The organism is Oceanobacillus kapialis (genome assembly GCF_044790185.1).
Classification (GTDB): domain Bacteria; phylum Bacillota; class Bacilli; order Bacillales; family Amphibacillaceae; genus Oceanobacillus_B; species Oceanobacillus_B kapialis.
Genome location: NZ_CP085256.1, coordinates 1,452,338 through 1,476,326, shown reverse-complemented (window position 1 = coordinate 1,476,326; position 23,989 = coordinate 1,452,338). Strand labels below are relative to the sequence as shown.

The window sequence follows — 23,989 nt, the reverse complement described above, 5'->3', positions numbered from 1 at the left end:
TGTTCATTCAACTTCATTTCTATTCCACATTAAATGTAATTTCCTGTTCATCTTCCGTTCATATTCGAGACATAAACTTAGAATGTTAAAAAGAGTTTGGGAGGAGTTAAAAGATGAACATTGCTTGGAAGGAAATAAAGAAAAATAAAATAAGATTTTTAATTTTAGGTTCGATTGTTTTTCTCGTTAGTTTATTGACATTTATAATATCTGGATTGGCAAATGGATTATCGCAAGACAATGCTGCCCTCATTAAAGATTTACCAAAAGGGCACTTTTATATGAATAAAGAAGCTGAGGAAACTTATAACCTATCAAAAATAGACAGTGATATACAAAAAGAGATATTAAATAAACAAAAAGATGCTGTAGCATTTTCTATTCAAATGGGTTTTCTAAATGACAAGGATGATAAACAACAAGGTGTTGCTTTTGTTACATCTTCTGATTCAAAGTTATTTAAAAATGTTAAGCAAGGAGAAGTTATATTAGATAGCTCATTGAAGGATAAAGGTATAAATGTTGGAGATACCTTAACGAATAATCAATTTAGTGGCGAATTTATTGTAAAAGATTTTGTTGATCAAAAGAAATATAGTCATAGCCCCGTTGCTTATATCAATATGGAAAATTACAAGGAAATATTTAGAGTCAAAGAAATGCAATTAGTTTTCATCCCAGGGGAAGATTCTTCTAAAGAATTCACGGGATTACAATCATTTTCAAATGAAGATTTTCTCAATACAATTCCAAGTTATAACGCAGAACAAATGTCTTTAAATATGATTGTCTGGTTTTTAGTTATCATTAGTGGAATGTTATTTGCTATCTTTTTCTACATGATGAACGTTCAAAAAATTGGTTTATACGGTATTTTAAAAGCAATTGGTATAAAGACAAGCAAATTATTCAAAATGATTTGGACACAAATGCTCTTTATTACTATAATTGCACTTATTATATCTATTTCACTCAGCCAAGTTTTTAATATGATTGCAACTGAAGGAATGCCATTCCATTTAACCTTTAAAATAACAGCACAATTATCTATAGTATTCCTAATTATCGGTTTTATTGGAGCTACACTTTCAGGTATACAAATTAAAAAAATCCAACCCTTACAAGCAATACAACAAGGAGAGGCTTAATATGAAAATATTTACACTTAGAGAAGTAAGGAAAACATTTACTAATGGTGAAATAGAGGAAGAAATACTAAAAGGAATTAACCTTTCGCTTAACGAAGGAGAAGTAACAGCATTAGTGGGTGCATCAGGTTCTGGAAAAAGTACACTCCTTACAATAGCTGCAGGTCTACAACCTGCATCAAAAGGACAAGTTATATTCGATGGTAATAATATGACTTCTATGAGTTCTGAACAGGTGCGAAAGATACGAGCAAGTAAATTTGGTTTTGTTTTTCAATTTGCTCACCTTGTTCCTTTTCTCACAGTTGAAGAACAACTAATGCTAATGCTAGATGTTTCTGGTTCAAAATTAAGCAAACAGGCAGGAAAAGCAGAAGTTAATAAAATTCTACAATTAGTTGAAATGGACCATAGGAAAAATGCTTACCCACCTTCATTGTCAGGTGGAGAAAAACAACGGGTTGCCCTTGCTCGTGCCATAATTCATGAACCTAAAGTCCTCTTCGCAGATGAACCAACTGCAAGTTTAGATTCAAAGAGGTCTAAAGATATAATGTCGTTACTTAGAGATTTAACTAAAACATTGAATATTACTACATTAATCGTTACCCATGATGAAGAAATGCTTTCATATGTTGACCATGTCATCAAAATGAGTGATGGAATGGTTTTGCAAAGCGGAGATTAAATTCTACAAAAACTAGAGAATTTATTAATATAAGTTATAATGTAAATGAACAGCCTACACATTTCTACGGGCTGTTTATTTCTTATTATTTATTAAATGCACTTTTAATTAAAGTAGATAACTAATATTTTGATTAAATTAAATAGGAGAATAAATACAGAATGACAACTATTCTAATTGTAGATGATGATATCAATATTTTACAGCTAGTAAATATCCACTTATCCGAAGCTGGGTATAAAGTATCTCAAGCAAAAGACGGTACTGAAGCATTAGAAGTTCTTAATCGAGAAGCATGTGATTTAGCAGTAGTGGATGTGATGATGCCTTTTATGGATGGTTATGCATTAACAAGGGAGATTCGAAAGAAATATGATATTCCAGTCATCCTTTTAACAGCCAAGAATCAAATTGAGGATAAAGAAGAAGGATTCAGCTCAGGGACGGATGATTATCTGGTCAAGCCATTTGAACCAAAAGAATTAAACTTTAGAATAGAAGCTTTATTGCGACGATATGATAAACAATCAGATGAATCTATTATTCGCTTAGGAAGCACAACTATAAATAAGAAAAACTATGAGGTTCAGATTAGGGATCGAACTATTCTTTTACCCTTAAAGGAATTCGAACTACTGTATTTTCTGGCTTTAAATGCTATGCAGGTATTTTCTCGTGATCACCTAATAGAACTTATTTGGGGATTGGATTATGAAGGGGATGAACGAACTGTAGATGTTCATGTGAAAAGACTAAGGGAACGTTTTTCTAAATTGACGGATGACTTTCAAATTAAGACAGTGCGTGGGATTGGATATTCGCTGGAGGCAAATTGCAGATGAGATCTCTTTATGTGAAGTTTGTTGTGATTACCATTGGAATTATGATTTTTAGTGGAATCTTTGCCTTTTTAATCTCCAATACGTATTATCAGCAAAAATTAAAACCTTATAATGATCAAAAAAACACAAAAATCGCATTAGATATTGCTGAATTTACAAGCAATCATTCCGATATAAATCTTAAAGAGTATTTGGATAATATCTCCTCCATTGGATACCAAATTTTTTTGGTTGACGATTCTGGAGAGGAATCTTATTTCGGTGCACCTTTTAGGGAAAATAATCTGTCTAATTCCACTAAAGCACAAGTGTTAAACGGTGGCATTTTTCATGGTATTTTAAATTTCCCACAGGAAACATTTGTCACAGGTTTTTTTGCAAATGAGTTGAAGAATACGATTGGTATACCGTTAACACATAACGAGAAAAAGTATGCTCTTTTCCTTAGACCAGATATTAAACTCCTTTTTAACGAAATGCATATTTTATTTGGGTGGTTGCTAGCATTAACGATTATTCTGAGTATCGTTATGGTTATTTTTAGTACAAAATATTTAGTGAGTCCAATCTCAAAACTTACAACAGCCACAAAATCACTCTCTAATGGTAATTTCAATGTTAATCTTGATAATACTCGCCATGATGAAATAGGAGAGCTTTCACATAGTTTTATACGAATGGCCAGTAAACTAGAGCAAATGGATGATATGAGGAAAGAGTTCATCTCGAATATTTCTCATGATATCCAGTCACCTCTATCCAATATAAAAGGGTATACAAACCTATTGGAAATAGAAGCATTAAGTCCAGAAGAAAAAAGCAATTACATCTCTATCATTAACGGGGAAATTAAAAGGCTCTCTACATTAACGAAACAATTATTACTACTTGCTTCGTTAGACCGTGATGAAGATATTATGAAAAGAAAACCATTTAATGTTGGGAAGCAAATGAAAGAACTTGTACGAAACTATCAGTGGCAAATGGGGGAAAAAGGTATTACGGTCGGTTTTTCATTACCGGATGTAGAAATTACTGGGGACCCGTCTCTTCTTAATACGGTTTGGGATAATTTGTTAACTAACGCTATCAAATACAATAAAACGAATGGCAGTATTGAAATATCGATTGAAGAGAAAGAGAAATCGATATTGGTAACCTTTGAAGATACTGGGATAGGATTGAATGATAAAGGGAAAGAAAGAATTTTTGATCGTTTTTATCGAGAAGATTCCGCACGGACGCGTTCAGTTGATGGAACAGGGTTAGGACTATCCATTGTTGCAACCATTGTTAAAATGCATGGTGGACTGATTCATGTGGATAGTTTAGAAAATGAAGGAACTACCTTTGTTGTTGAATTGCCAGTAAGTTAGTATTATCTTTTATTTGTGTCATGCAAGACCAAATAAATCAGCCTATTAGTTTGCCCCCTATTTGTAATCATTTTGTTCATACTCCGTTCATATTCTGGAAGTACATTATAGAAGATTAATTTAAAAAGCTAGATGAACAAATGGAGGGGGAATTCTATATGAATAAAAATAGTAGAACTTTATTACGATTTGCAGGAGTTTTTGGGTTGATTGGTGCAATATTAGGCGCACATATGGCTGGTTCTGGTTCATATGCATTTCGTGCGGTTCATGCACATATCCTTGTCGTTGGCTGGTTAACTCTTTTCGGATGGGCAGTTTTCTATAAAGTATTTCAAACAACTGAATCAATTTTGACAAAGTTGCATGTTTGGAGCGCAATTTTAGGCTCTGTAGGTTTAACAGTAGGAATGTGGTTATATATGGTTAATCCGTTTAATCTACCTGACGTTGTTACTTTATTCATTTATATCGGTGGTGGAGTCACATTACTTACGAGCTTTCTACTATTTTTCCTATTAACATTGTTTATTAAGGGAGAAATATAGACATCTTCAAATTATAAAAGCGATCGATCATATGCTCAAAAGTAGAGCAGAAATTATTAAAAATTAAAAGGATAATAGATACTAATCAACAAATATCTATTATCCTTTACTTATGTCATTTAAACAAAACGGCCGGGTTATGGGTGTTAGAATTATTAAACTTAAAATTAATGTATTTTTGGCATTTTTTTATTGTGAGTTGCTGATGCTCCTCTCAATATAGTTATCTCAATTCATAAATGTTGCCCATTATTAGAAATGCAGTATTATTAAATGCGACCCACACATCAATTAATTTAGGAAAAGCTTTTAACACAACCTGATAGTTAGTTTAAGTAAAAAACTTCATAATATCACAAATATTCATATCAAAATAATACTCGAAGGAAATGATTTTTTGCCTTCACTTTCCATGATGATTACGGCCATAAGAATGTACCACTTCTGCCATGTTTTTTACCAGCCATTGCCACAGGATTTACCACTTGGCGCCAAACCGATTACCAATGGGGTAAAATCAAGAAAGTACAGATTCAAAGTAAAGGGTTTTGAAAGATAAAAAAGCCTTATCCCTCCTATTTTGTGGGAATTAGACTTTTGTTCTTCAACAAAAGCGCCCTACTCTTGAACACACTTGTTTGTCAATCGCACCCTATTAAGTAGAACTAAATATTCTTCGATGATCCATTTCCAATTCCCCATTTTATTCATATAGAAACTCCACACGTCCAATAAAGTCTGCTACAGTGTAGGGTTCGAATGGTTCTATGTAGATCGCTTCAGCATCATCTAAAGATTCCTGAGCAAGTTGTCGATACCCCTCTTCTGATTGATCTTCTTGATGATAATGTAATGGCATAGGATATCTTACGATAGTTCCATCACCGTGAGACGAGTACGTTATGATTCCGGCTGCCATCCCTTGATTGGTTAAACTTAAATGAGTTACGTCATTAGGATAAGGAACTTCATCAGAAACTTCTGTAGGATCACCAGCGGAATTATAAATTACGACAACAACAGGAACACCCCACTCTTCTTCCCACATAGCCCATTGATCTAAAGTTGGCTCTCCATATATTGTCATAATGATTCGTGCATAATCTATTTCTGATTGGGTATAGTGAGTTTGTAGATCTTGATTAGACATTGAATAATAAGAATCATCATTTGTAACTGAATAAAGAATTTTTTTATCACCGTCATGCCGTAATTCGAATTGTTCAGTTCCACTTTCACTATGAAGTCCCCACATTTCATTTTCATCTCTATCTAAATCAAGTGTTAAAACATTTCCTTCTATTGTTTTATCTTTAATAGTAGAAGTCATATCAAAATCCCAACGATTAAAGCTTTGATAATAATCGTCTTCTACCACTATTATATCTGACATATCTTTTATGGAGGTTTTATAAGGCTCTCCTGAAAAGATAACATATATTCCTTTAAAATCTTCATATGTATATTGCTTGCTCTTCTGCATTTTCTTCCTTTGAATCCGCAAGTTCTGGATTCTCAATTACTGTTTCTTCTCCTTTTTCTAATGGGTAATCTGCTGCTTCTTCTTTACTACCAAGAGTATAGATTCCTATAGCGCCAAATAATACACCAAAAATTACTATCACCCAAACCAACCATTTCTTATAAAATGGCTTCGATGGTCTAGACCTAATTTGATTTCCATATTCATCATAATATTTTTTCTTTGTCATTAGTTTTCCCCTTATTTATTTTCTTCTTTTCAATCGACACAATTCTAACACTATATTAAACAATCTGGCCCGATTATGGAACACCGCTATGCCGCAATCGCGCCCGATTAAAGAATAAGCGAAAAGACACGTCACAAATTATAATCAAGGATTTAATGGGTTGCTACCCGCGATTGTGGTTCCCATTTTCCACCTCGTTTTTTTCTTTCTCTTATAGAACACGTAAATCGTATTAGCAACAACCACTAATGCAAAAACGACCAGACAACCTATCACATATGTTATATTCAGTTCACGCAGGACAACAAAGATTGCAATAAAATTCCCAATAAGGGCCACTAAAGCAGCCATCACACTTAATCTCCACTCGGAATGTGAAAGATTCTTCACTTTCTTCATTTTATGGCCCCTTAATATACTAGAAAACAATAGTGAGCGTAGCCTTTATCCCGCGAAAGCGCCCGATTGCGTTATAGGTATGGGACCGAAAGTTTCTTGTTTATATTCATTCCAAGTCTAAAAATGACCCACCATTTTTGTTTTTTCTGTACAAGGAAGCCAAAATAAATTTATTAATCATTGCATATCCCCCCAAGCGTTTTGCAACAAAATGGGTATGCAGAAAATAGCCTACCACCGAGCATGGCAGGCCATTACAAATAATCACTCTTACTAATTAGTTTGGAAGTTGTGTTAAAGTATTAGTCACAGAAATCAATGTAACAACTATGGCAAAAATTATCCCTCCTAAATAAGGATTCAAGCTTGCTCTGAAAATTTTTCTTGAAATTATCGTAGCCACAGGTAAGATGACCAGGAAACTAATTAGCCAAATGCCTACGATAGCCGATACAGTTTCAAAAAATACATGTCCCGTAATAAAGAATGTGATGTATTGAATGGCGAGTACTACTATTGGCCCGAGTGTGTTAAAAAGAGCTAGTAAAGCGGTATTAATCCATTCTTTTTTTCCATTCCTGTAATAATTGAAACTGTTTACCACTACGGAATTGGCTACAAAGTATATTAAGAAAAATGGAAGATATTTTAACGCGATAATAAGTTTATCCGGCGTAAAGTCCGTAACCGCTATGAACCAGATTCGAAAGTCTGTATTAAACAAATAGTCGCTGACAAAAACCAAACCAAACGCAGCTGTACTTACAATGACAGCAAAAAACACAGTTTTTCCAAGTTCTTTTAAACTAATGGATACACCTATATCTTTCAACGTGGATTTTTGCTCACTATCCGTAAATTTACGGGACAGGAACACTAACAGTATAGCAAATAACCCATTCAATGCAGCCCATGTTCCAACATAAAACGTATATGCCTGTGGAAAGAAATCCGGACGATTCACCATCGCCCAGTTAAATAAGGCGATATAGGAAACTCCTGAAAAGATAGCACTTGCCACAAGCCCTCCCCAAAACCACCCTTTTTGCTTCTTCGTTGCAAATTCAACTGGTGACGGGTCTTGTGGTGCACGGAGCCCTGCAAATGGCCGGGTAAATAGCAATACCTTTGTAAAACTTACGAGAAACATCCCAAAACCGATAAGGCCTAATAAGTTAAAGAACTCTTTGAACTGCCATACCTGATTATCTGCTGGTATAGGCTCTGGATTTCCCAGTGTTTCGTCAAAAAAGTTTATACTCTGTGTTGCTACATGACCGGAAAAGTGATTCCATGGATGTGTTTGAGCCGGATTGTAAATCACGCGTGTAGCTGATTCTCCATTTATTTCTTCTTCATACATCTCATAACTGGAGCGAGTTGATTCAATATTGTCAGGAGATTCACCAAAATGGAGAAACGATTGTGCATTATCCGTGCCCATAAAATCTCTCGGTGCAGTCATTGTACCGTCCGGATTTTCAGTTCGGAAAAAGAATTCATCATATTGGGCTGCTACAATTCCGACGTCTCTGCTTCCGTATTTATTATAGTATTCTCCAGTTTCCCGGTTTATATAGTTCGCATCATTTGCTACCAATAGCACTGAATCTATCAATGGGTTCTCTTTTTCATTGTCCACATCAATAGACCAGTTGGCAGCTCGAGCGCCGTTAGAATGACCTGTTATTCCAATCCTTGAAGTGTCTACATATGGGAGATCAGCCATTAATTCAACAGCATCATACATACCTGTTCCTCGTTCTTGCCACTCATCGGGCCTAACAGCTTCGGACTCCCCATGTCCATACATGTCTATTGACATAACAACATAGCCTCTTCTGGAATATTCAACGAAGTTCATATCCTGCATTTCCTTGTTATTATACCAGCCATGACTAGTAACTATGCCCGGCGCAGGGTTATCTTCAGACACACCATCAGGCACAAACAAAAACGCACTCATCATATGGCCAGATGGAGTCTCCCATTGCATTTCTTTGACCTCTACTTCACCACCAGAAGTCTGAACCAAAGACGCACCAATCATACTAACAACAACTAATATTAATGATATTATTAAATATAGCTTAGATTTCCTTTTTCCTTTTTCCATGTTTCCCCTTTTCCTCCTTATTTGTAACTTAGTCTATATGGTCCTCACCGAGATCCGTCACCTGCTAAAACTTCGGACGTGTGCACCCCCTACTTCACTTAACTTCTATTAAACAAACAAGTATGTGAAAAGACAAAAACCCACACCGCAATAGACGCACTTCAGGAAAGAAGTACTATTACAGTATGGGTCTCCAAATCTCCACCATTATTTTAACTTGTTGAATTTATTATAGCTTTTGATGTAAACGCTGTCAATTCCTTCTTTGTCGATTCAGAATAAAAGTTGATTAAAAAAACTAAAAAATCACCCTTTACGTTAGAAAAAACAATATCATTTCTTCTTTCAAGGTGTATTAGCTGATGTTACTATTTATCTCTTGTTGTTGAGTACTTTTGTTAAACCGATTCATTAAACTAGAGGAGTATCTTTAAGTCGAGCCAAACCTCTGTCACTACGAAAACTCAAATCGTACCACTCTTGTTCCTCTTCCGTTAATCGTAACCTCTGTATACCTAAAAAATTATTTCTTTAAATATTTGGTAATCAATATACACGATGCTTCATTCTTCAATGTGTAAAGTAATCTTCAGCATTGTTAACTACTGAACAATTATCGAGACTTCTAGGTTCATTTTACCCCCCCGTATATATTGATATTATTCGTAACTGCTGTAAGAAAAACTGTATCTATTTGGGAAAATTCATATTTATAGATATTTAACAATACAGGCTCATATTGTTTCCAAAAGAGATTTACTTCTTCAATAAACTCAATAAAATATTCTTCTTCCCATTCATTTAGTCCCATTTCTAATAGGGTTTTATATTCATTTTGAATATGTATAAGTTCTTCTTGAAATTTAGTTTTTGTCATTTATCTTTCACCTCTAAATGAGATGGGTAACCGTATAGTTTCTTTAATATATTTAGTGTCTCTTGCATTAATAATTGACAATCATGCCATACACTTTTAAGTTTCTGCTGATTTTCAATATCTGGTACGCATTGAAACTGATGACTAGCTGTATTGCATTTTAATAAACTGCTCTCCCTAATAGCTCCCCATAATCCATGTTCATAAATAGAATCGTAATCATATAAATGTTTATAAAGATTTAATTCGCCAACCATTTCTGCTTTAGTTTTTATATTATGGCGATCAAAATATTTCAAATCCATATCAATAAAGTCTTTACTTTTGTATTCTTCCACAATTAGATTTAGATATTTATACTCAACATGACTGTTTGGATATATATCACCAGTATCTTCATATCTTTCAGTAATAAGCTTGAATTGACCTAAACCATAATATTGGTATTCTTCCCATATGTTCGGTTTCTCTGACTCCCTTAAGATGTATTTGGCAAGTAAAAAATGTATGAAATGGCACTTAAAATTGTATGCCACTTGCCACCTCTAATTATTCATGTAATAAGGATTCTTTGTAACGGAAACTATCCCCGGTAAAAAGTAATAAATGTGAATGGTGAATCAATCGGTCAATGACTGCTTCTGTCAATATAGGATCCCCAAAGACATGGTTCCATTGACCAAACTGCAGGTTTGTTGTTATGATGATGCTTTTATTCTCATAACACATGGATATAACCTGAAATAAAAGCTCTGCGCCTTCTTTATGAAGTGGAATATAGCCTAGCTCGTCTAATACCAATAAATCTAGCTTTTCAATCTGTTTCATCAGTTTGCTAAGAGTTCCTTGCTTGTTTGCATCAATTAATTTATTTACTAAAGATGCCACGGTGTAAAATTTAATCTGGCTGCCAAACCTATGTATGGCATTTAAGCTAACTAATGTTGCCAAATACGTCTTTCCTGTACCTACGCCCCCATACAAAATAAGATTTTCTTTCTCATTGGTAAAGTCTCCATTTAGTACTGTAGTTCGATCAATTCCTTGAGGAATTTGAATATGCTCCCACTGAAATGGTTGATTGCCTGTTTTCGGAAGTTGTGCTTGTTTCAGTAATAAGTTCGTTTTTCTTTCTTCACGATTCTCCACTTCCCTCTCAAATAACTTCAAGAGGTATTCCTGTTGGCCTTCTGCTTCCACAGTATGGTAGTTTTCTCTAATCCAACTTAACTTTAAGCGCTTGGCATATGCTTCTATCTGCTCATTCATTTATTGATCCCTCCTTCTGAAAGAAAGAATCATAATGAGATAATCCTCTAGTCACATCAGGTACTGTAGGTATGGACACCTTTGGTGTAATCGCTCTGTGAACCACATCTTGATTAAGTAATGAATAAAAACAATGTTTTATTTGATCAACACTTGGATGCCCGTGAGAAGAAGCTTGTTGTAAAGCCTCGTTCAATATTGAAAAATCGTCTCTCTTTAAAAGCTCACTCAGTAAACGTAGTGCACTCTTTTGCTCTTCCTCTGTACAGTCATTTAAATAATCCGTCCATAGGGATGGAAATTGATCATAAAGACTTGTATATTTAATAGCTCTAGGACGTTTTGATAATAAATCTAAGTATGGCTGCCACACCATAGATTTCCTTTTCATGCCGTATAATCTTGAGTGTCTTACAATAATATCGTTATTTTCAGTTAAGATAATGATATTATTATAAGTAACGCATACGCGTACTTTTTGTTTGGCAAATCTAGGAGAAGTAGAGTATTGCTTTTTATCTATGGATACCATGCCATATTTATCTGCCTTTACTTCCATATACCGAGCACATTCAAATTCTTTCTCAGGAAGCATTAACCAACTTTCCTGGTCTTCTTTGAATAATTGAATTTGCACGACTTCCTTCTCGTAATGAGGACGTTCACGGTCTTCTTCCGCCAATCCCCACAAGGTTTGATTAAATTGATCTAAGTTTAAAACCGTATTCTCTGGTAATAAGAAGTTATTCCTCACATATTTCACCATTGCTTCTACATGGCCTTTTTCATTTCCTTTACCTGGATTACAAAATTCGTATGTAAAACCATAGTGTAGTACAAAACGATCAAATGTATCTGTTAATTCTCGTTCACCCTTTGCACCGATTTTCTTTACAGCTGGTGATAAATTATCAAACCGTATTGTTCGAGGCACTCCACCCATGTAACGGAATATTCGTTGTAATCCCTCTAGTAAACACTCTGTGTTTTCCGAAGGAAACACCTGAAAGTAAAAGCTATTACTATAAGGAAACGACATAACCAAATAGGGGAGATCTATGACCTCCGAGTGGTACTTAAATGGTGCTGTAGCAAAATCTACCTGGGCTGTCCCGGGGAAAGATTCGAGTGGTAATGATGCATCAGTTATAGACTCTTTCAACTCCCCTTTGCGCTGTGAAACATAATCACGAACTGTTCTGTAAGATCCTTTGAAACTATGAAACTTCTCTAACTGTTGAAACATCCTCTTTGCCGTTCTTTGATACTTCCTTTTCTTCTTTAAATCTTCCTTTATCCATTTATCTAAGATAGGTTTAACTGGATCCATTATAGGTGATTTACGCTTTTGTTTTTCCTTCTTCTTAAACTCTTCCTGATTAGCGTATTTGTGACTGTACGTGGATCTACGCCCATTCTTCTACCTACACTGGCATATGTTTCACCTTTTTGGTTAACTTCATGTCTGATATAATTAACTTGTGCCACTGCTAACATCTCCTAATATCCTCCTGTCGAACGTTGTTGGTCCAACGAGGAGTTTAAGTTTATTTGGAGAGGTTGGCAAGTGGTTTTTTTAATTTTTGTAGCGCCCTCCGGGCACTACATAATGCCAATCCTTACATTATTAGTATGCCATAAACAAATCTATCCTTTTGGATATTTTTTAAAGCAAGAATTGCATGTTGTTTTACCATGGGAGTGTCATTTTTTAATCTTTCTAATTCAACTCTTACACTTTTAACACAGAACTGAATTGATTCATCATGTATAGCTATTAGATTATTTTGTGATTCATACATATTACCCTCCTACAAGTAATGATATCCGAAATTATTAAAAATTGGAATATTTATATTTAGTACAATATTTATTTCATAAGTTAAAATAAGATATATACTATTATAAAATTTGTTTCCCAGTAGATATGTACACCTTTTGGGACAGTTAATCGATCTCAACTTTAAACATGAAGTAGGGACTATTACAATGACTGGATGTCTACCACTATAGCTAAAAGATTCGCTTTATATCACCTAAAACTATTATTTATAATGCATTAATATTGTAATAGTATTATTTTTAAAGAGAGGTGGACCGTTGAGGGAATGGTTAGTTGAGTATACATATAGGTTAAAATAAAAAAATAATCATAATTAAAAGCCAAATCGTTCATGCTACCGTCTAATATATATAAGCTAATCATTTAGGGAGGTGCATTTTGTGAGGGTACTAATTAAAAAAGCACAGAATAGAGATGCAAAAGCATTCATAAAAATATTTGAGAAATACGAAACAGAATTATATAAAGTGGCTTTTATCTATGCAGGAAATCAAGACGAAGCCTTAGATATTATTCAAGAAACTGCGTATCGCTCCTTTAAATCAATTAAAAGCTTAAAGGAACCTAAGTATATGAAAACGTGGTTAACAAGAATAACGATAAACTGTTCGCTAGATTTTATTCGTGACCGAAAAAAAAATCAGATGATTGATATAGATAACGTACCTTTGGTTAACGAAGATTCCCATGACTTTTCAGAAAATATTGACTGGAAAATTACTTTAGATAATTTAATTAAACATTTGAGCCCGCAAGAAAAAGCAGTAATCCTTTTAAAATTTTATAATGACTTAACTATCAAGCAAATTGGAGAGGTATTAGAATTACCAATAGGTTCTGTTAAAACTATCCTATATCGGTCTTTAAATAAACTGCGTGAGAATATTGAAGGAGGGTATAAAAATGAACAAGATTAAACAGGAAATTAATAAAATCGAAATCCCCAATAATCTTAAGAGTAAAAGGGATTTGGGAATACAACTGGCGAAATCTGAAATGCCTGGTAAGAAAAAGAAATTGTATCCTTTAGTTGCAATATTAACACCAGTATTTCTGTTATTTCTGGGCTTAATATATTTTATAAATGATGCTCCACCACCCAAAAACCCAACTATAAAAACTATAGAAATGGATTATATTATTGACATACTCAACCCTGAAGCAGTTGTTGATTTTGCAGATAATGTATTTATTGGGACAGTTGAAGTGCAAGTAGACACGATTCAGAACGATTATCCTGAAACACAATTTGAAGTAAAAGTCTTAGAGAATATTAAAGGTAATTTAGATGAATCCGAAGTTATTAATCAACTTGGCGGTTACGAAGGTAATGATCTACTTCTAATTGAAGGCGATGAACTTCTTGAAACAAACAAGACTTATCTTTTTGCTACTATAGATTCTGAAGAGAATAATAAAAGGACTATAATCCCTATTGGTGGGAGTATTAGTGTAGAAAATGAAAAACATATGTCAGAAATCAAAGAAAAATATACTAAGCTATATAATAAAGATAATTAACCAGGAGGGGTTATTCCCTCCTGGTTAAAATTATTCTTTTGATTCGTTAATCCTCTGTTGTAGTTCTGGAACTATAGGGTTTTTAACAGCTTCTTCAAATTCTTGTATTATACCGTTACCACCATTTATAGAATTTTCCTCAACTTTAGTATTACCGTACAAAGGAATTAAAAGGATGCTCCCATCTTCCTGTTTGTTAGCAGCAAAAACATATTGGTTGCCTGTTTCTAAGAGAGGATCTCCTTCAAATAAATATAGTATCTCGATTGTTTCCCCGTCTACTTCTTCAGTATGATGTCCCCCGTACTGGTTAATAGTCACCTCTTTAGAAGGCAATTTTCCTTGCAATTGATTACTAACTTCTACTTTGAATTGCGTAGTTGGATAATCAAAATCATCAACTTCTCCTAATTTTTCTGTTACTTCACCAGTAAAGAGATAATCTGCTGAACCTGCTAAAATTTGTTTGTTATCGAAATTAGCCATAAACGTTGCACCAATATTTCTAACATGTTCTTCGGGTTTACTGTCTTTAGCAGTTACGCTTGAATTTATGCTGTTAAAGCCAACTAAGCCTATAACCATTACAGTAATTCCTAAAATGATAAAAAGAATTTTCTTTTTCATGAGCTTACCTCCTTAATTAAATTTACCAACGTTCTCTTAAATCACTTTTATCATGTACACCTAAGAAACTTTGACATATAGTTCCACTTCTCATAACACTACCAGCGACACTATTGTGATCAAGATTTAAAGCATGACCCATTTCGTGTAAGGCAGTTTTGTTCCTTTCGCAAGCCCTCATATCATCAAAATAATAATTGTTAAACCTAATTCTGTCGGCTCCAGGGAATTGTGTCCACGAACCTAACACACCATCCTTGGACGAGTAATCTGTGAATGATAAATCCTCAATCGTAGAAGAAGTATCGCCAGCAATATTAATAACCCCCTCCGCATCCCACCTTGCTATTGCAGTATTTCTTGCAGAAGTCCATTGAGTGCTTCCGTGAAATGTGCCCCATCGTATTTCTCCATTGTCGACAGAATGCTTGCCACTTGACATGAAGTGAGCAGATGCTGGTGTGACACTGACCAGAATCAAAACTAATAATAAAGCAGAGAACAAAAAAGTTTTTTTCTTCATTTTTTTAATCATATAAATCTAGTGTTGATATAATAGTTACAAGGAATGTGACTGTAGAATTATGTACAAATTATAATATGTTCAATTTTTTGCTGATACAATCGACCTTAGCCCTGTGTTTGGCAACTTTACGAAAACAGAGCAAAAAGGCTTTGGACATGGGATCTCCCTGTTAAGAGATTATTCCGCAGAAGAGGCACCAATTTGCATTCTTGATTTATGTGAAGAAGTGTGCCGCCGCGCCCGGACTGCCAAAAAGGTGGGGAAAACAATTCATCTTGGCATCTCTTACTCAAAGGAAACAGGTGGTGGTTTTTCCAGGTCCCAATCTGTCAGTATTCCAACAAACGTAACAATGGATGTGTACGGCGTTTGTCTCCAGCTTTTCCGCAAATTTTATGATGGAAAAAGCACTATTCGCCATGTCTACGTGACACTTGATAATCTATTTGACAAAGGAGCAACCCAACTGGACCTGTTTGAAGATCGCTCTAAGAAAAATGATATTGGCTATGCAATGGATGCCATTCGTGACAAATTTGGCACCACCGCTATCCTCCGTGCTACAAGCTATACAAACGCAGGTATCACCATTGGTCGAAGTAAAAAAATTGGTGGACATAGGGCGTAGACAGCAAGGAAAGTCAAAAGCACCCAGCCAGACCGGCCAGGTGCTTTCCCCTGTAAACAAAGCTTATTCTGTCAGTAAAGGATAATACCCTTCCTCATTATGCGTTTCCGTTCCCACAAGTGGAGGATTAAAGACACAAACCATGCGCATTTCCGTTTTAGCCCGGAGATGATGCTTATCATTTTTATCCAAAATATACATGGTTCCCGGCTTGAGTGGGTGCACTTTGCCGTTTTCCACTTCTTCAATTTCACCTTCTCCTTCTATACAGTAAACGGCCTCAATATGGTTTTTATACCAAAAGTAATTATCTGTCCCTGCCTTAATAATCGTATCGTTCATACTGAAACCACAGTTATCCTGTTTCAGTAAAAACCTGCGACTCGTCCAGTTCTCACCAGATGTTTCGTCCTCTGTTCCGATAATATCCTCAAGTGATTTTACAATCATGTACACACTTCCCCTTTCTAGCTTATGCGATTACTTGTTTAATGCATTCTTCTAAAATAGTTAAGCCCTTCTCCAGACCTTCTTTATCAATAATTAATGGCGGAAGAAATTTTACTACTTCATCATTCGGCCCTGAAGTTTCTACAATTAACCCGCGTTCAAAAGCTTCTGCACAAATTTTTCCGGAGATCCCTTCCTCTTCAATAGCAATTCCTTGCATCAAGCCTCTGCCTCTTGCTTCTCCTTTTAGCTGTGGATATTTTTCAATCAGGTTTTCAACTCCATCACGTAAGAAATGTGCTTTTTCCTGTACTGCTTCACCAAATGCTGGAGTTTCCCAGTTTTTCAATGCTTCCGTAGCAGCGATAAAGGCCAAATTGTTTCCGCGGAAGGTACCATTGTGCTCACCAGGTCCCCATTGGTCGTACTCTGGTTTGATCAGTGTAATCGCCATTGGTAAACCAATTCCCCCAATAGACTTGGATAGGCAGACCACATCTGGCTCAATTCCGGCGGGCTCAAAGCTGAAGTAAGTGCCGGTCCGTCCGTTACCGGCTTGCACATCATCCACAATTAGTAAAATGTCCCAACGCTTACAAAGTGCCTCTACCTTTTTGAGCCAGCTCATTCTTGCTGCATTAATGCCACCTTCACCCTGTACGGTTTCTAATATAATAGCAGCTGGGAGCGCTACTCCGCTTCCGCTATCTTCTAAAAATCGTTCTAAATAAGCAAGAGAATCCTGGTCTTCCACATAATCATCAAATGGCATCGATACCGTATGATGGAGTGGTACCCCTGCCCCGTGCCGCTTAAAGGAATTAGCAGTAACCGATAAAGAACCAATTGTCATGCCATGAAACGCATTTGTAAAGCTGATAACCGAATCTCTGCCCGTTACCTTTCGAGCAATCTTCAGTGCACTTTCTACGGTATTTGTCCCCGTTGGACCCGGAAACATAATTTTATAATCGAGGTTACGAGGTTTTAAGATTACTTCATTGAAGCGTTCAAGGAAGTTTTTCCTAGGGGTCGTGCCCATGTCGAGGCTATGAATGATCCCGTCATTCTGTATATATTCAATAATTCTATCTTGCATCGCTTGATCATTATGACCATAGTTTAATGTTCCAGCACCAGCAAAAAAATCAATATATTCTTTTCCATCTGTATCCCAAAGCTTATACCCTTTGGCTTTTTCAAAAATCGTCGGCCAGCCTCTACTATAGCTGCGAACCGCCGATTCCATTTCTTCAAACGTTTTCATCTTCGTATCTTGTATCACTGCAATAGTCATCAAATCATCCTTTATCCTTTTTTATAGGTCCGATTTTAAATAACAGCTCATCTTCGTGACCTTCCTGTGGGAAGTCCGTGGAAGTAAAATAATCTGTGATGATACAATTCGTTTCCAGACTCCGGGCAAGCCCTTTAAACAAATTGGTGGAAGCTACATTGGATGGAGAAACGGTCGCTTCAAGATATTGCACCTTTTCACACGCAACACGGCCCAATAATTCCTTCAGCATTCTGCTAGCCAATCCTTTTCCCCTACCTGACTCGTGAACTGCTACTTGCCAAATGAATAAAGTGTTGGCTTTTTTGGGGTGAATATATCCAGAAATAAAACCACATACGTTTTCATCCTCTGTTGCAACAATAGATGTTTCGGAAAAAATATCACACCACATCAAATAGCTATAGGAGGAATTTAAATCCAACACCCCAGTATGCTTTATTAGCTCCCAAACTGCAGCACCATCCTTTTTTGCAGGACTACGAAAAGATACTTCTGTTTTAGGTTGCACAGTCTGTTCTACTGCATTTCCATTCTGATTCCTAATGCTCACACCTCCTATTTCCTCTTTAAAACACGTATAATATAAGGCTAACGGCAATGCAGGTGAGCGTCAAAACGGATTAAACATGGTATAGCGTGTTTAATCACGATATACCAGGCTGAGAGGAAAATGAACATAACCTATCTATTAATAACTATTAGATCGTCAGGAATAAACCGAATTTTGCGTCAGATACAAAGTGAAACTTCATTTGGTGGGGGTTCCCTTCCTCCCCCCTTAAAATGCTTGATTGTTTCCCGCATTCTTGAAGTGGGAGTCTTACTGCCAGTTAAGGCGGGATAAAAATACCCATCAACAAAGGGAAAATTATGTAGTTCATGCTATACTTGTGTAAGAAAATGAAAAGAAGGTGGCATACATATCATGAAACCATTACGAAAACAGTCCAAGCTATTAATCACTTTTTTTAGCGTCGTATTGCTTATAGCGCTCCTAAGTGCTTGTGGCGACAGTACAGAAAATGATGCACAGCAGGAGATTTCGGACTATCCAGAAGGGGTAGACGAGAACCCAATTGTGACAATTACGATGGAAAATGATGAACAAATTACTGCGGAATTGTATCCTGAAGTAGCGCCAAACACAGTCGCTAATTTCATTTCCCTCATCGAAGAAGGCTTTTATAATGGGCTTACGTTTCATAGAATTGAGCCTGGCTTCGTCATCCAAGGAGGCGATCCAGAAGGGAATGGAACAGGCGGTCCTGGATACTCCATTGCAGGTGAATTTTCATCGAACGGGTTCGAAAATGAAATGAAGCATGATAGAGGTGTTTTATCTATGGCAAGATCTGGGGCACCTGATTCCGCTGGTTCCCAGTTCTTTATTATGCTTGAAAACTCACCCCATTTAGATGGTGACTATGCCGCATTTGGGGAGGTTACAGAGGGGATAGAAACAGTGGATAATATTGTTGCTTCAGGAGAAACAGCTGTAATGAAAAAGGTCGAAGTTGATACCAAAGGGTATGATTATCCGGAGCCTGAAAAACAATAACAGAATGTAAAAGGAACAGAGACCAGCAAATCGGTATCTCTGTTCCTTTTATCTTTATGTTGAACGATTCAAAATTTCATTTAGAAAGCTTTCGCCTTCAGCTGTAGGAGGAAGGTTAAAGAAATCACATAAAGTTGCCCCCACGTCTGCCATGGTTGATCGTTCTCCGATTGATACTGGATTTACTCTGTCACCAAACACCATAATCGGGACAAACTCTCTCGTATGGTTCGAATGACCAATTGTAGGATCATTCCCGTGATCCGCCATCACAATAAGAATATCTTCTTTTGCCATTTGGGGTATAAACGTCTCCCGTAACCATTTGTCTATTTCATTTAATAATGCAGCATACCACTGTGTGTCTTCCGCATGTCCAGCTAAATCCGTTTCCTGAATATTAACTAGAAATGCAGCCGCCCCACTCTCTTCTCGATATGCCTCTGAAACTGTTTGGAGCAATTCTGTCGTGTTGACAATAGGATTTGCGGGGCCCTTTCCGTGCAGCACGTCTGCAGTTTTGCCTAATCGATAAACTTTCAGTTGGTGGGCCGCTGCGATCATAGGAAATTGCCTTGCTATGTCAACACCATATCCCATATGAAAAACATTGTATCCTTCCCCGTACACGTTTGCTTTAGGGGTATCGACGCCCCATTGTTTGGTATTCTTCTGTTGTACGCAAGAAAGAATATGCTCTATAGATGTGTAAGGACCACCGAATGCAATGACTCTGGTAGTATCGACATTTTCACGAACAGTGCGACCAAGTTCTTTTACTTCATCAAAAGGCATTTTTTTGAAATCAGCGGTCACGTTGATAATATTTCCAACAGCTGATTCAAGATTGTCAGCTACCACTGCCGCATTATTTACTAAAAGCACCGGACAATCTTCGAGTGGATAGCTCACTGTGTATCCACTCTTTTCCAACGCTTTTTTTAACTCTTCATGTATATCTATCATTAACCGTTTATTTGATTTTTTCGGGCAACTTCCCGCGATCTCTTGATGTCCAAGATACGTGTCAGCCCCATGATGTGCAAGTTTTGCATAACCATAAGCATTTTGGGGTTCAGGATTATTATCTATCAATGTACCTAATCCTGAGCTATACATGAAAGGAATCTGTAGATTTTCTTTCATAACTTCTCTAATATGCTTATAAGTGTTTGCCTTACAGTCGGATGGGACATACTGCTCACAATCTTCCATGGCTCCAATCCCAAAACTATCAATAACTATAAGTGACATTTTAGCCATGTACTACCACTTCCTTTCCATATGAATGAGCTTCGGGGCACCGTTCTGTATCCCTTCAACTAATGCTATATGGGCACGCGTAACAAATATTTGCGTGCGGAAAGAGAAAATAGCTGTATCCCCAATATCGATCGTAAAATTACTAGGTGCATCTATCATTCCATAGTAGTCAATCGACTCCGGACTGTGCTGTTGGACTGTTGTTTGCTGCTTAAGAATGGTAGATGGATCATCTCCGACCAGACAACCTTCCATATTGGAACGGCCGTAATACCCACCTGCTATCACCTGATAGTTTCCCTTATAAGTATGAGAGACCTCCGATACGTATATAATAGCAGGTTCTTCTGGCAAATCCTTAAAAGCATGAAGTGGGGTAGTTCCAGTCAAGCCGTGCCCCGGTTCACCGTGTGTAATGCCTTGATCTGCTAGGAAAGGAATCGTTTCACAACTAGTGCCACTCGGTCCATTAATCTGTTTTATTGTGATACCTTTTTGTTCTAAAATTTTTTTTGCCTGTAATAGTGTAGAAAGATTATGAGTTGGAATCATCTTTGTTTTGTCCGGTGCCAGTTGCAAGTTTGGAAAACTCGTTACCCCAACAATTTTTACATTAGAAAGCCCTTTAATGCGATCTATCGTATCTCCCAATTCTCGCAGGACAATCCCGCCTTCCTGAGCAGGATAGATGCTATCATCGTCATCCATTACTTTTAGGATAATGTCTTGCTCGACACCAACTTTGGCTGCAGCTGTTGCTAGTTGCACGGCACGTTCATAAGAAAAAATGGTTACAACTTCCGGCTTCCAACTGAGAACTTCCTTCCATTGATGTTTACCAGGCTGGACAAGATGTCCAATATTCCCTATAGAGATGCCGTTGTCGGCAAGGATTTTACCTTCATCAAAATCTACCGCTACTGCTTTTATGATGCCACTTTGATTGATTATATCTGCTATCTTCGGTAATCTCCCTAGCTGCTTACTCATAAAGTAAAGCTCCATTCCATAATTTGAAGCTGTTTCCTGTAACAATCGTGCATTTCTTTTTAATACATCAACATCAATGACATAAGTGTTGGGAGGAATCTCTCCATTTTGATGAAGGGACAATCCAGCTTGTATTAATAAAGGATTTCGTCTTTTCGTTACATCTAAAAACAAGGAAACTACCTCCTTTCGTTATGTCTATTCCCCATTAGTACGACAAAAGGGTTCTCTTTGCCGCACTCTTGTTGTTATTTACAAGCCTGGATTGCCTTATCTAAAATTTGTAATACAGTATCTGCGCCAGACTTCATCGGGTTTATGCGCAAACCGTAATCTTTAAGTCTAGGCTGTGCTTCTATGAAACTTCCAGAAACACGGTAAATCATCGGTATAATCTCATATTTTGACTCCGCTCCTACTGGATGCGTTGCAGCGCCCAATTCATTGCTTTTCTTAATAACTTCCTGTGCAATTGGATCTTCCAACTCTACAATAACATTCTTGGATTGTGCATTTGTCATATAGGCTGCTTCAATACCAGCTATCGCCCCTTCATTTAATCTCTTACACACCGCCTCAACTTGCTCGTTTTGAGTTGCCAGTGATACAGGAGCAAAGGTCATCATCCTGAGTAATTCCATCGCTTCGAATCCTTGAACCTGACCACCACCGGAATAATTGCGTTGCTGCAATAAATCAATTGCCCCTGCTTTTCCGACAATGATTCCCATTCCTTCTGGTCCTAACAGCTTAAATCCACTAAATGTTGAATAATCCGCTCCATATTCAACACCAATTCCGTAAGCCTTCATGGCACAGTAGTTATCATCGACAACGACGGGTAAATCTGGTCTAATTTGTTTTACTGTGGAAATTACTTCTTTTAAATCATACGTGTCTGTTGGCTGTTGGCGCGCATGCTGAATATAGAATACGCGACACTCTTGGTCATTTTTAACAGCTTCTGAAACAGCCTCCAAATCGTTAAAGTCCACAGCTTTCGTTTTCAATCCAAGAATGCGCAGCGTATCTTTAGTCGTCGTATAGACTGGAGCTGTGTGAATAAACATTCTGTCACCAGGGTCCATTAATGTGCTCAAAATGATACGAATTGCTCCTGTTCCGGCTCCTCGAACGAGGGCTGCTTTTTCTGTAGCAAAGAAGTCTGCCAATACACGTTCCACCCGTTCGGTTTGCTCTGGTTTTTTAAAACGGGGTGCGACCCCGAGATCTCCCATTGATAGAAATTGATCTCCTGTAAAATGAATACTCATTTTTTCTACCAATTTAAATTGTAGTTTTTGAGCTTCTTGAATAGATAAGGTAGGAAGAACAGAATTTGCATACTTTAATTTCGCTATATCATAAACCATTTATCCAATCTCCTTTATTGCGAATGCATTTGCAGGATTATGAATGAGTAAATCCCTAATTACTTCTTCTGTGACACCACGTTTACGAAGCTGTGGAATGAAATCTTTTAAAACAAGATCGTACCCTGGCCCGCCATGTTTATGCCAATGCGATTTACGGGTCAAGTCTGCTGATAACAGTACTTGTTTGTGAAAACCACGCTCAATAAAGTCGAGAAGAAAATCAATTCTTTCTTCATCAGGACGATAATTGTTTTTGCCAATCGTATCGAAGCCGATGTATACACCATATTTTAGAACATCAAGGACTTCTTCTTTATTTTGGTTTAAGTCCTGATGGCCAATTATGATTTGTTCTTTGGCGACTCCAAGACCAAATAACATCTCAACCTGTTTACTTCCAAGCGTGCCAAGTGAAGTGTGTGTAGATACTGGTAGTCCAGATTCCTTTGCCGCATACCCTGCACCTATAATCAGTTCTTTCTCTACTGGTTTTATCTCATTTATACTAGTACCTACTTCACCAATCACGCCAGGATAAATATCTGTTCCCTCTACACCTTCCTTTATCTCTTTTAAAAAATGTGAAGCAAATTCTTCTCGTCCCCATTCTGCTGCAAATTCCGGAATGAATGGATCTTTGTAGAACCCTGTACATGTAACGATATGCACACCAGACTGTTCACTTAGTCGCTTAAGACGATTAACATCTCTTCCCATCCCGTCATTGGTTAGCTCTACCATTGATCTACCTTCCGCCTGATAAAAGAATGATAGCTCTGATAGCATTCCTTCCTCATCATCTAAAATGGTATCGGGGTCCCCTTTAATTCTGGACAAGTCGATGGATAAATGCTCATGTGCTGCACATATACCAAAAGCTTCTTTTTCAATCTTTCCTCTTACTGTCTGTATCATTAAGTAGCCTCCTAGCC

Annotated in this window: 25 protein-coding genes and 2 pseudogenes; 9 read left to right on the top strand and 18 right to left on the bottom strand. The window is 36.8% G+C overall.

The annotated features are described in order from the left end of the window. Positions 1-113: 113 nt before the first annotated feature. The 5 genes from LG273_RS07790 (at position 114) to LG273_RS07770 (ending at position 4,602) form a co-directional block, all read left to right on the top strand. The gene (locus tag LG273_RS07790) at positions 114-1,148 is read left to right on the top strand and encodes an FtsX-like permease family protein (protein ID WP_404459047.1); all 1,035 of its coding nucleotides are present in this window, start codon (positions 114-116) and stop codon (positions 1,146-1,148) included. 1 nt (position 1,149) lies between these two features. Beyond that, complete coding sequence (locus tag LG273_RS07785) at positions 1,150-1,836, top strand: ABC transporter ATP-binding protein (RefSeq protein WP_404459045.1); 687 nt, start codon at positions 1,150-1,152, stop codon at positions 1,834-1,836. Between the two features lie 161 nt (positions 1,837-1,997). Next, positions 1,998-2,678, top strand: a complete 681-nt coding sequence (locus LG273_RS07780; RefSeq protein ID WP_404459043.1) for a response regulator transcription factor — start codon at positions 1,998-2,000, stop codon at positions 2,676-2,678. Beyond that, positions 2,675-4,054 (top strand): sensor histidine kinase, encoded by a 1,380-nt coding sequence (locus LG273_RS07775; protein ID WP_379560852.1) that lies wholly within the window; start codon positions 2,675-2,677, stop codon positions 4,052-4,054. The genes LG273_RS07780 and LG273_RS07775 overlap by 4 nt, the downstream gene beginning before the upstream one ends. Before the next feature lie 158 nt (positions 4,055-4,212). Next, a complete protein-coding gene (locus LG273_RS07770; RefSeq protein WP_379560851.1) occupies positions 4,213-4,602 on the top strand; it encodes a hypothetical protein in 390 nt (129 codons plus the stop codon). A gap of 703 nt (positions 4,603-5,305) precedes the next feature. Here LG273_RS07770 and LG273_RS07765 read toward each other — a convergent pair. The 9 genes and pseudogenes from LG273_RS07765 to LG273_RS07725 all read right to left on the bottom strand — a co-directional run bounded on the left by LG273_RS07765 (position 5,306) and on the right by LG273_RS07725 (position 12,777). Continuing rightward, positions 5,306-6,121 (bottom strand): hypothetical protein, encoded by an 816-nt coding sequence (locus LG273_RS07765; protein ID WP_404459040.1) that lies wholly within the window; start codon positions 6,119-6,121, stop codon positions 5,306-5,308. Then, positions 6,057-6,314 carry a hypothetical protein gene (locus LG273_RS07760; RefSeq protein ID WP_379560849.1) on the bottom strand — a complete coding sequence of 86 codons (258 nt, stop codon included), beginning with the start codon at positions 6,312-6,314 and terminating at the stop codon, positions 6,057-6,059. The genes LG273_RS07765 and LG273_RS07760 overlap by 65 nt, the downstream gene beginning before the upstream one ends. Before the next feature lie 144 nt (positions 6,315-6,458). Beyond that, positions 6,459-6,713 (bottom strand): hypothetical protein, encoded by a 255-nt coding sequence (locus LG273_RS07755; protein WP_379560848.1) that lies wholly within the window; start codon positions 6,711-6,713, stop codon positions 6,459-6,461. A 277-nt stretch (positions 6,714-6,990) separates the two neighbouring features. Next, a complete protein-coding gene (locus tag LG273_RS07750; protein WP_379560847.1) occupies positions 6,991-8,829 on the bottom strand; it encodes an alpha/beta hydrolase family protein in 1,839 nt (612 codons plus the stop codon). Between the two features lie 631 nt (positions 8,830-9,460). Further along, the gene (locus LG273_RS07745; RefSeq protein WP_404459038.1) at positions 9,461-9,706 is read right to left on the bottom strand and encodes a hypothetical protein; all 246 of its coding nucleotides are present in this window, start codon (positions 9,704-9,706) and stop codon (positions 9,461-9,463) included. After that, complete coding sequence (locus tag LG273_RS07740; RefSeq protein ID WP_404459036.1) at positions 9,703-10,242, bottom strand: DUF5677 domain-containing protein; 540 nt, start codon at positions 10,240-10,242, stop codon at positions 9,703-9,705. The genes LG273_RS07745 and LG273_RS07740 overlap by 4 nt, the downstream gene beginning before the upstream one ends. A 13-nt stretch (positions 10,243-10,255) precedes the next feature. Further along, the gene (istB, locus tag LG273_RS07735) at positions 10,256-10,975 is read right to left on the bottom strand and encodes an IS21-like element helper ATPase IstB (RefSeq protein WP_379561680.1); all 720 of its coding nucleotides are present in this window, start codon (positions 10,973-10,975) and stop codon (positions 10,256-10,258) included. Beyond that, a pseudogene (gene istA, locus LG273_RS07730) lies at positions 10,968-12,472 on the bottom strand (IS21 family transposase). Before istA ends, istB begins: the two are co-directional and overlap by 8 nt. 122 nt (positions 12,473-12,594) lie before the next feature. Continuing rightward, positions 12,595-12,777, bottom strand: a complete 183-nt coding sequence (locus LG273_RS07725) for a hypothetical protein (protein ID WP_404459034.1) — start codon at positions 12,775-12,777, stop codon at positions 12,595-12,597. A 421-nt stretch (positions 12,778-13,198) separates the two neighbouring features. On the opposite strand from LG273_RS07725, the gene LG273_RS07720 reads away from it, so the two are divergent. Continuing rightward, positions 13,199-13,735: a sigma-70 family RNA polymerase sigma factor gene (locus LG273_RS07720; RefSeq protein ID WP_404459032.1), complete on the top strand. Its 537-nt coding sequence runs from the start codon at positions 13,199-13,201 to the stop codon at positions 13,733-13,735. Continuing rightward, a complete protein-coding gene (locus LG273_RS07715) occupies positions 13,722-14,339 on the top strand; it encodes a hypothetical protein (protein ID WP_404459030.1) in 618 nt (205 codons plus the stop codon). Before LG273_RS07720 ends, LG273_RS07715 begins: the two co-directional genes overlap by 14 nt. Before the next feature lie 30 nt (positions 14,340-14,369). Here LG273_RS07715 and LG273_RS07710 read toward each other — a convergent pair whose 3' ends face one another. Together LG273_RS07710 and LG273_RS07705 are read right to left on the bottom strand one after the other, a co-directional pair. Then, positions 14,370-14,966 carry a hypothetical protein gene (locus LG273_RS07710; RefSeq protein ID WP_404459028.1) on the bottom strand — a complete coding sequence of 199 codons (597 nt, stop codon included), beginning with the start codon at positions 14,964-14,966 and terminating at the stop codon, positions 14,370-14,372. A gap of 22 nt (positions 14,967-14,988) precedes the next feature. Then, on the bottom strand, positions 14,989-15,501 hold the full coding sequence (locus tag LG273_RS07705) for a hypothetical protein (protein ID WP_404459026.1): 513 nt from the start codon (positions 15,499-15,501) through the stop codon (positions 14,989-14,991). Positions 15,502-15,589: 88 nt separating this feature from the next. Between LG273_RS07705 and LG273_RS07700 the strand changes: the two are divergent. Then, positions 15,590-16,120, top strand: a pseudogene (locus LG273_RS07700) (UV damage repair protein UvrX); the annotation flags it as partial. 63 nt (positions 16,121-16,183) lie between these two features. On the opposite strand, the gene LG273_RS07695 reads toward LG273_RS07700, so the two are convergent. From LG273_RS07695 to ectA, 3 genes are read right to left on the bottom strand one after another with little or no spacing between them, the layout of a single operon-like run. Further along, positions 16,184-16,570 (bottom strand): ectoine synthase, encoded by a 387-nt coding sequence (locus LG273_RS07695; protein WP_379561672.1) that lies wholly within the window; start codon positions 16,568-16,570, stop codon positions 16,184-16,186. A gap of 22 nt (positions 16,571-16,592) precedes the next feature. After that, positions 16,593-17,867 (bottom strand): diaminobutyrate--2-oxoglutarate transaminase, encoded by a 1,275-nt coding sequence (gene ectB, locus LG273_RS07690; protein WP_379561671.1) that lies wholly within the window; start codon positions 17,865-17,867, stop codon positions 16,593-16,595. Positions 17,868-17,871: 4 nt separating this feature from the next. Further along, the gene (gene ectA, locus LG273_RS07685; protein ID WP_379561669.1) at positions 17,872-18,420 is read right to left on the bottom strand and encodes a diaminobutyrate acetyltransferase; all 549 of its coding nucleotides are present in this window, start codon (positions 18,418-18,420) and stop codon (positions 17,872-17,874) included. A gap of 375 nt (positions 18,421-18,795) precedes the next feature. Between ectA and LG273_RS07680 the strand changes: the two genes are divergently transcribed. Continuing rightward, positions 18,796-19,428, top strand: coding sequence for a peptidylprolyl isomerase (locus tag LG273_RS07680; protein ID WP_379561668.1), 633 nt, complete (start codon positions 18,796-18,798; stop codon positions 19,426-19,428). Positions 19,429-19,482: 54 nt separating this feature from the next. On the opposite strand, the gene LG273_RS07675 is transcribed toward LG273_RS07680, so the two are convergent. The 4 genes from LG273_RS07675 to LG273_RS07660 form a co-directional block, all read right to left on the bottom strand. Beyond that, positions 19,483-20,691: a phosphopentomutase gene (locus LG273_RS07675; protein ID WP_379561667.1), complete on the bottom strand. Its 1,209-nt coding sequence runs from the start codon at positions 20,689-20,691 to the stop codon at positions 19,483-19,485. 3 nt (positions 20,692-20,694) lie between these two features. Then, positions 20,695-21,855 carry a YhfX family PLP-dependent enzyme gene (locus LG273_RS07670; protein ID WP_379561666.1) on the bottom strand — a complete coding sequence of 387 codons (1,161 nt, stop codon included), beginning with the start codon at positions 21,853-21,855 and terminating at the stop codon, positions 20,695-20,697. Between the two features lie 74 nt (positions 21,856-21,929). Continuing rightward, positions 21,930-23,054, bottom strand: a complete 1,125-nt coding sequence (locus LG273_RS07665; protein ID WP_404459023.1) for an aminotransferase class V-fold PLP-dependent enzyme — start codon at positions 23,052-23,054, stop codon at positions 21,930-21,932. After that, positions 23,055-23,972, bottom strand: coding sequence for a phosphotriesterase (locus LG273_RS07660; RefSeq protein WP_404459021.1), 918 nt, complete (start codon positions 23,970-23,972; stop codon positions 23,055-23,057). It abuts the gene before it with no gap. Between the last annotated feature and the right edge of the window lie 17 nt (positions 23,973-23,989).

Bases quoted from the DNA above. Each gene is read 5' to 3' on its own strand.
- LG273_RS07780 (WP_404459043.1), top strand. From the start codon at position 1,998: ATGACAACTATTCTAATTGTAGATGATGATATCAATATTTTACAGCTA.
- LG273_RS07680 (WP_379561668.1), top strand. From the start codon at position 18,796: ATGAAACCATTACGAAAACAGTCCAAGCTATTAATCACTTTTTTTAGC.
- LG273_RS07695 (WP_379561672.1), bottom strand. From the start codon at position 16,570: ATGATTGTAAAATCACTTGAGGATATTATCGGAACAGAGGACGAAACA.
- LG273_RS07705 (WP_404459026.1), bottom strand. From the start codon at position 15,501: ATGATTAAAAAAATGAAGAAAAAAACTTTTTTGTTCTCTGCTTTATTA.
- LG273_RS07745 (WP_404459038.1), bottom strand. From the start codon at position 9,706: ATGACAAAAACTAAATTTCAAGAAGAACTTATACATATTCAAAATGAA.
- LG273_RS07775 (WP_379560852.1), top strand. From the start codon at position 2,675: ATGAGATCTCTTTATGTGAAGTTTGTTGTGATTACCATTGGAATTATG.
- LG273_RS07675 (WP_379561667.1), bottom strand. From the start codon at position 20,691: ATGGCTAAAATGTCACTTATAGTTATTGATAGTTTTGGGATTGGAGCC.
- LG273_RS07725 (WP_404459034.1), bottom strand. From the start codon at position 12,777: ATGTATGAATCACAAAATAATCTAATAGCTATACATGATGAATCAATT.
- LG273_RS07785 (WP_404459045.1), top strand. From the start codon at position 1,150: ATGAAAATATTTACACTTAGAGAAGTAAGGAAAACATTTACTAATGGT.
- LG273_RS07750 (WP_379560847.1), bottom strand. From the start codon at position 8,829: ATGGAAAAAGGAAAAAGGAAATCTAAGCTATATTTAATAATATCATTA.
- LG273_RS07760 (WP_379560849.1), bottom strand. From the start codon at position 6,314: ATGACAAAGAAAAAATATTATGATGAATATGGAAATCAAATTAGGTCT.
- LG273_RS07715 (WP_404459030.1), top strand. From the start codon at position 13,722: ATGAACAAGATTAAACAGGAAATTAATAAAATCGAAATCCCCAATAAT.
- LG273_RS07770 (WP_379560851.1), top strand. From the start codon at position 4,213: ATGAATAAAAATAGTAGAACTTTATTACGATTTGCAGGAGTTTTTGGG.
- ectB (WP_379561671.1), bottom strand. From the start codon at position 17,867: ATGACTATTGCAGTGATACAAGATACGAAGATGAAAACGTTTGAAGAA.
- istB (WP_379561680.1), bottom strand. From the start codon at position 10,975: ATGAATGAGCAGATAGAAGCATATGCCAAGCGCTTAAAGTTAAGTTGG.
- LG273_RS07660 (WP_404459021.1), bottom strand. From the start codon at position 23,972: ATGATACAGACAGTAAGAGGAAAGATTGAAAAAGAAGCTTTTGGTATA.
- LG273_RS07665 (WP_404459023.1), bottom strand. From the start codon at position 23,054: ATGGTTTATGATATAGCGAAATTAAAGTATGCAAATTCTGTTCTTCCT.
- LG273_RS07790 (WP_404459047.1), top strand. From the start codon at position 114: ATGAACATTGCTTGGAAGGAAATAAAGAAAAATAAAATAAGATTTTTA.
- LG273_RS07755 (WP_379560848.1), bottom strand. From the start codon at position 6,713: ATGAAGAAAGTGAAGAATCTTTCACATTCCGAGTGGAGATTAAGTGTG.
- LG273_RS07710 (WP_404459028.1), bottom strand. From the start codon at position 14,966: ATGAAAAAGAAAATTCTTTTTATCATTTTAGGAATTACTGTAATGGTT.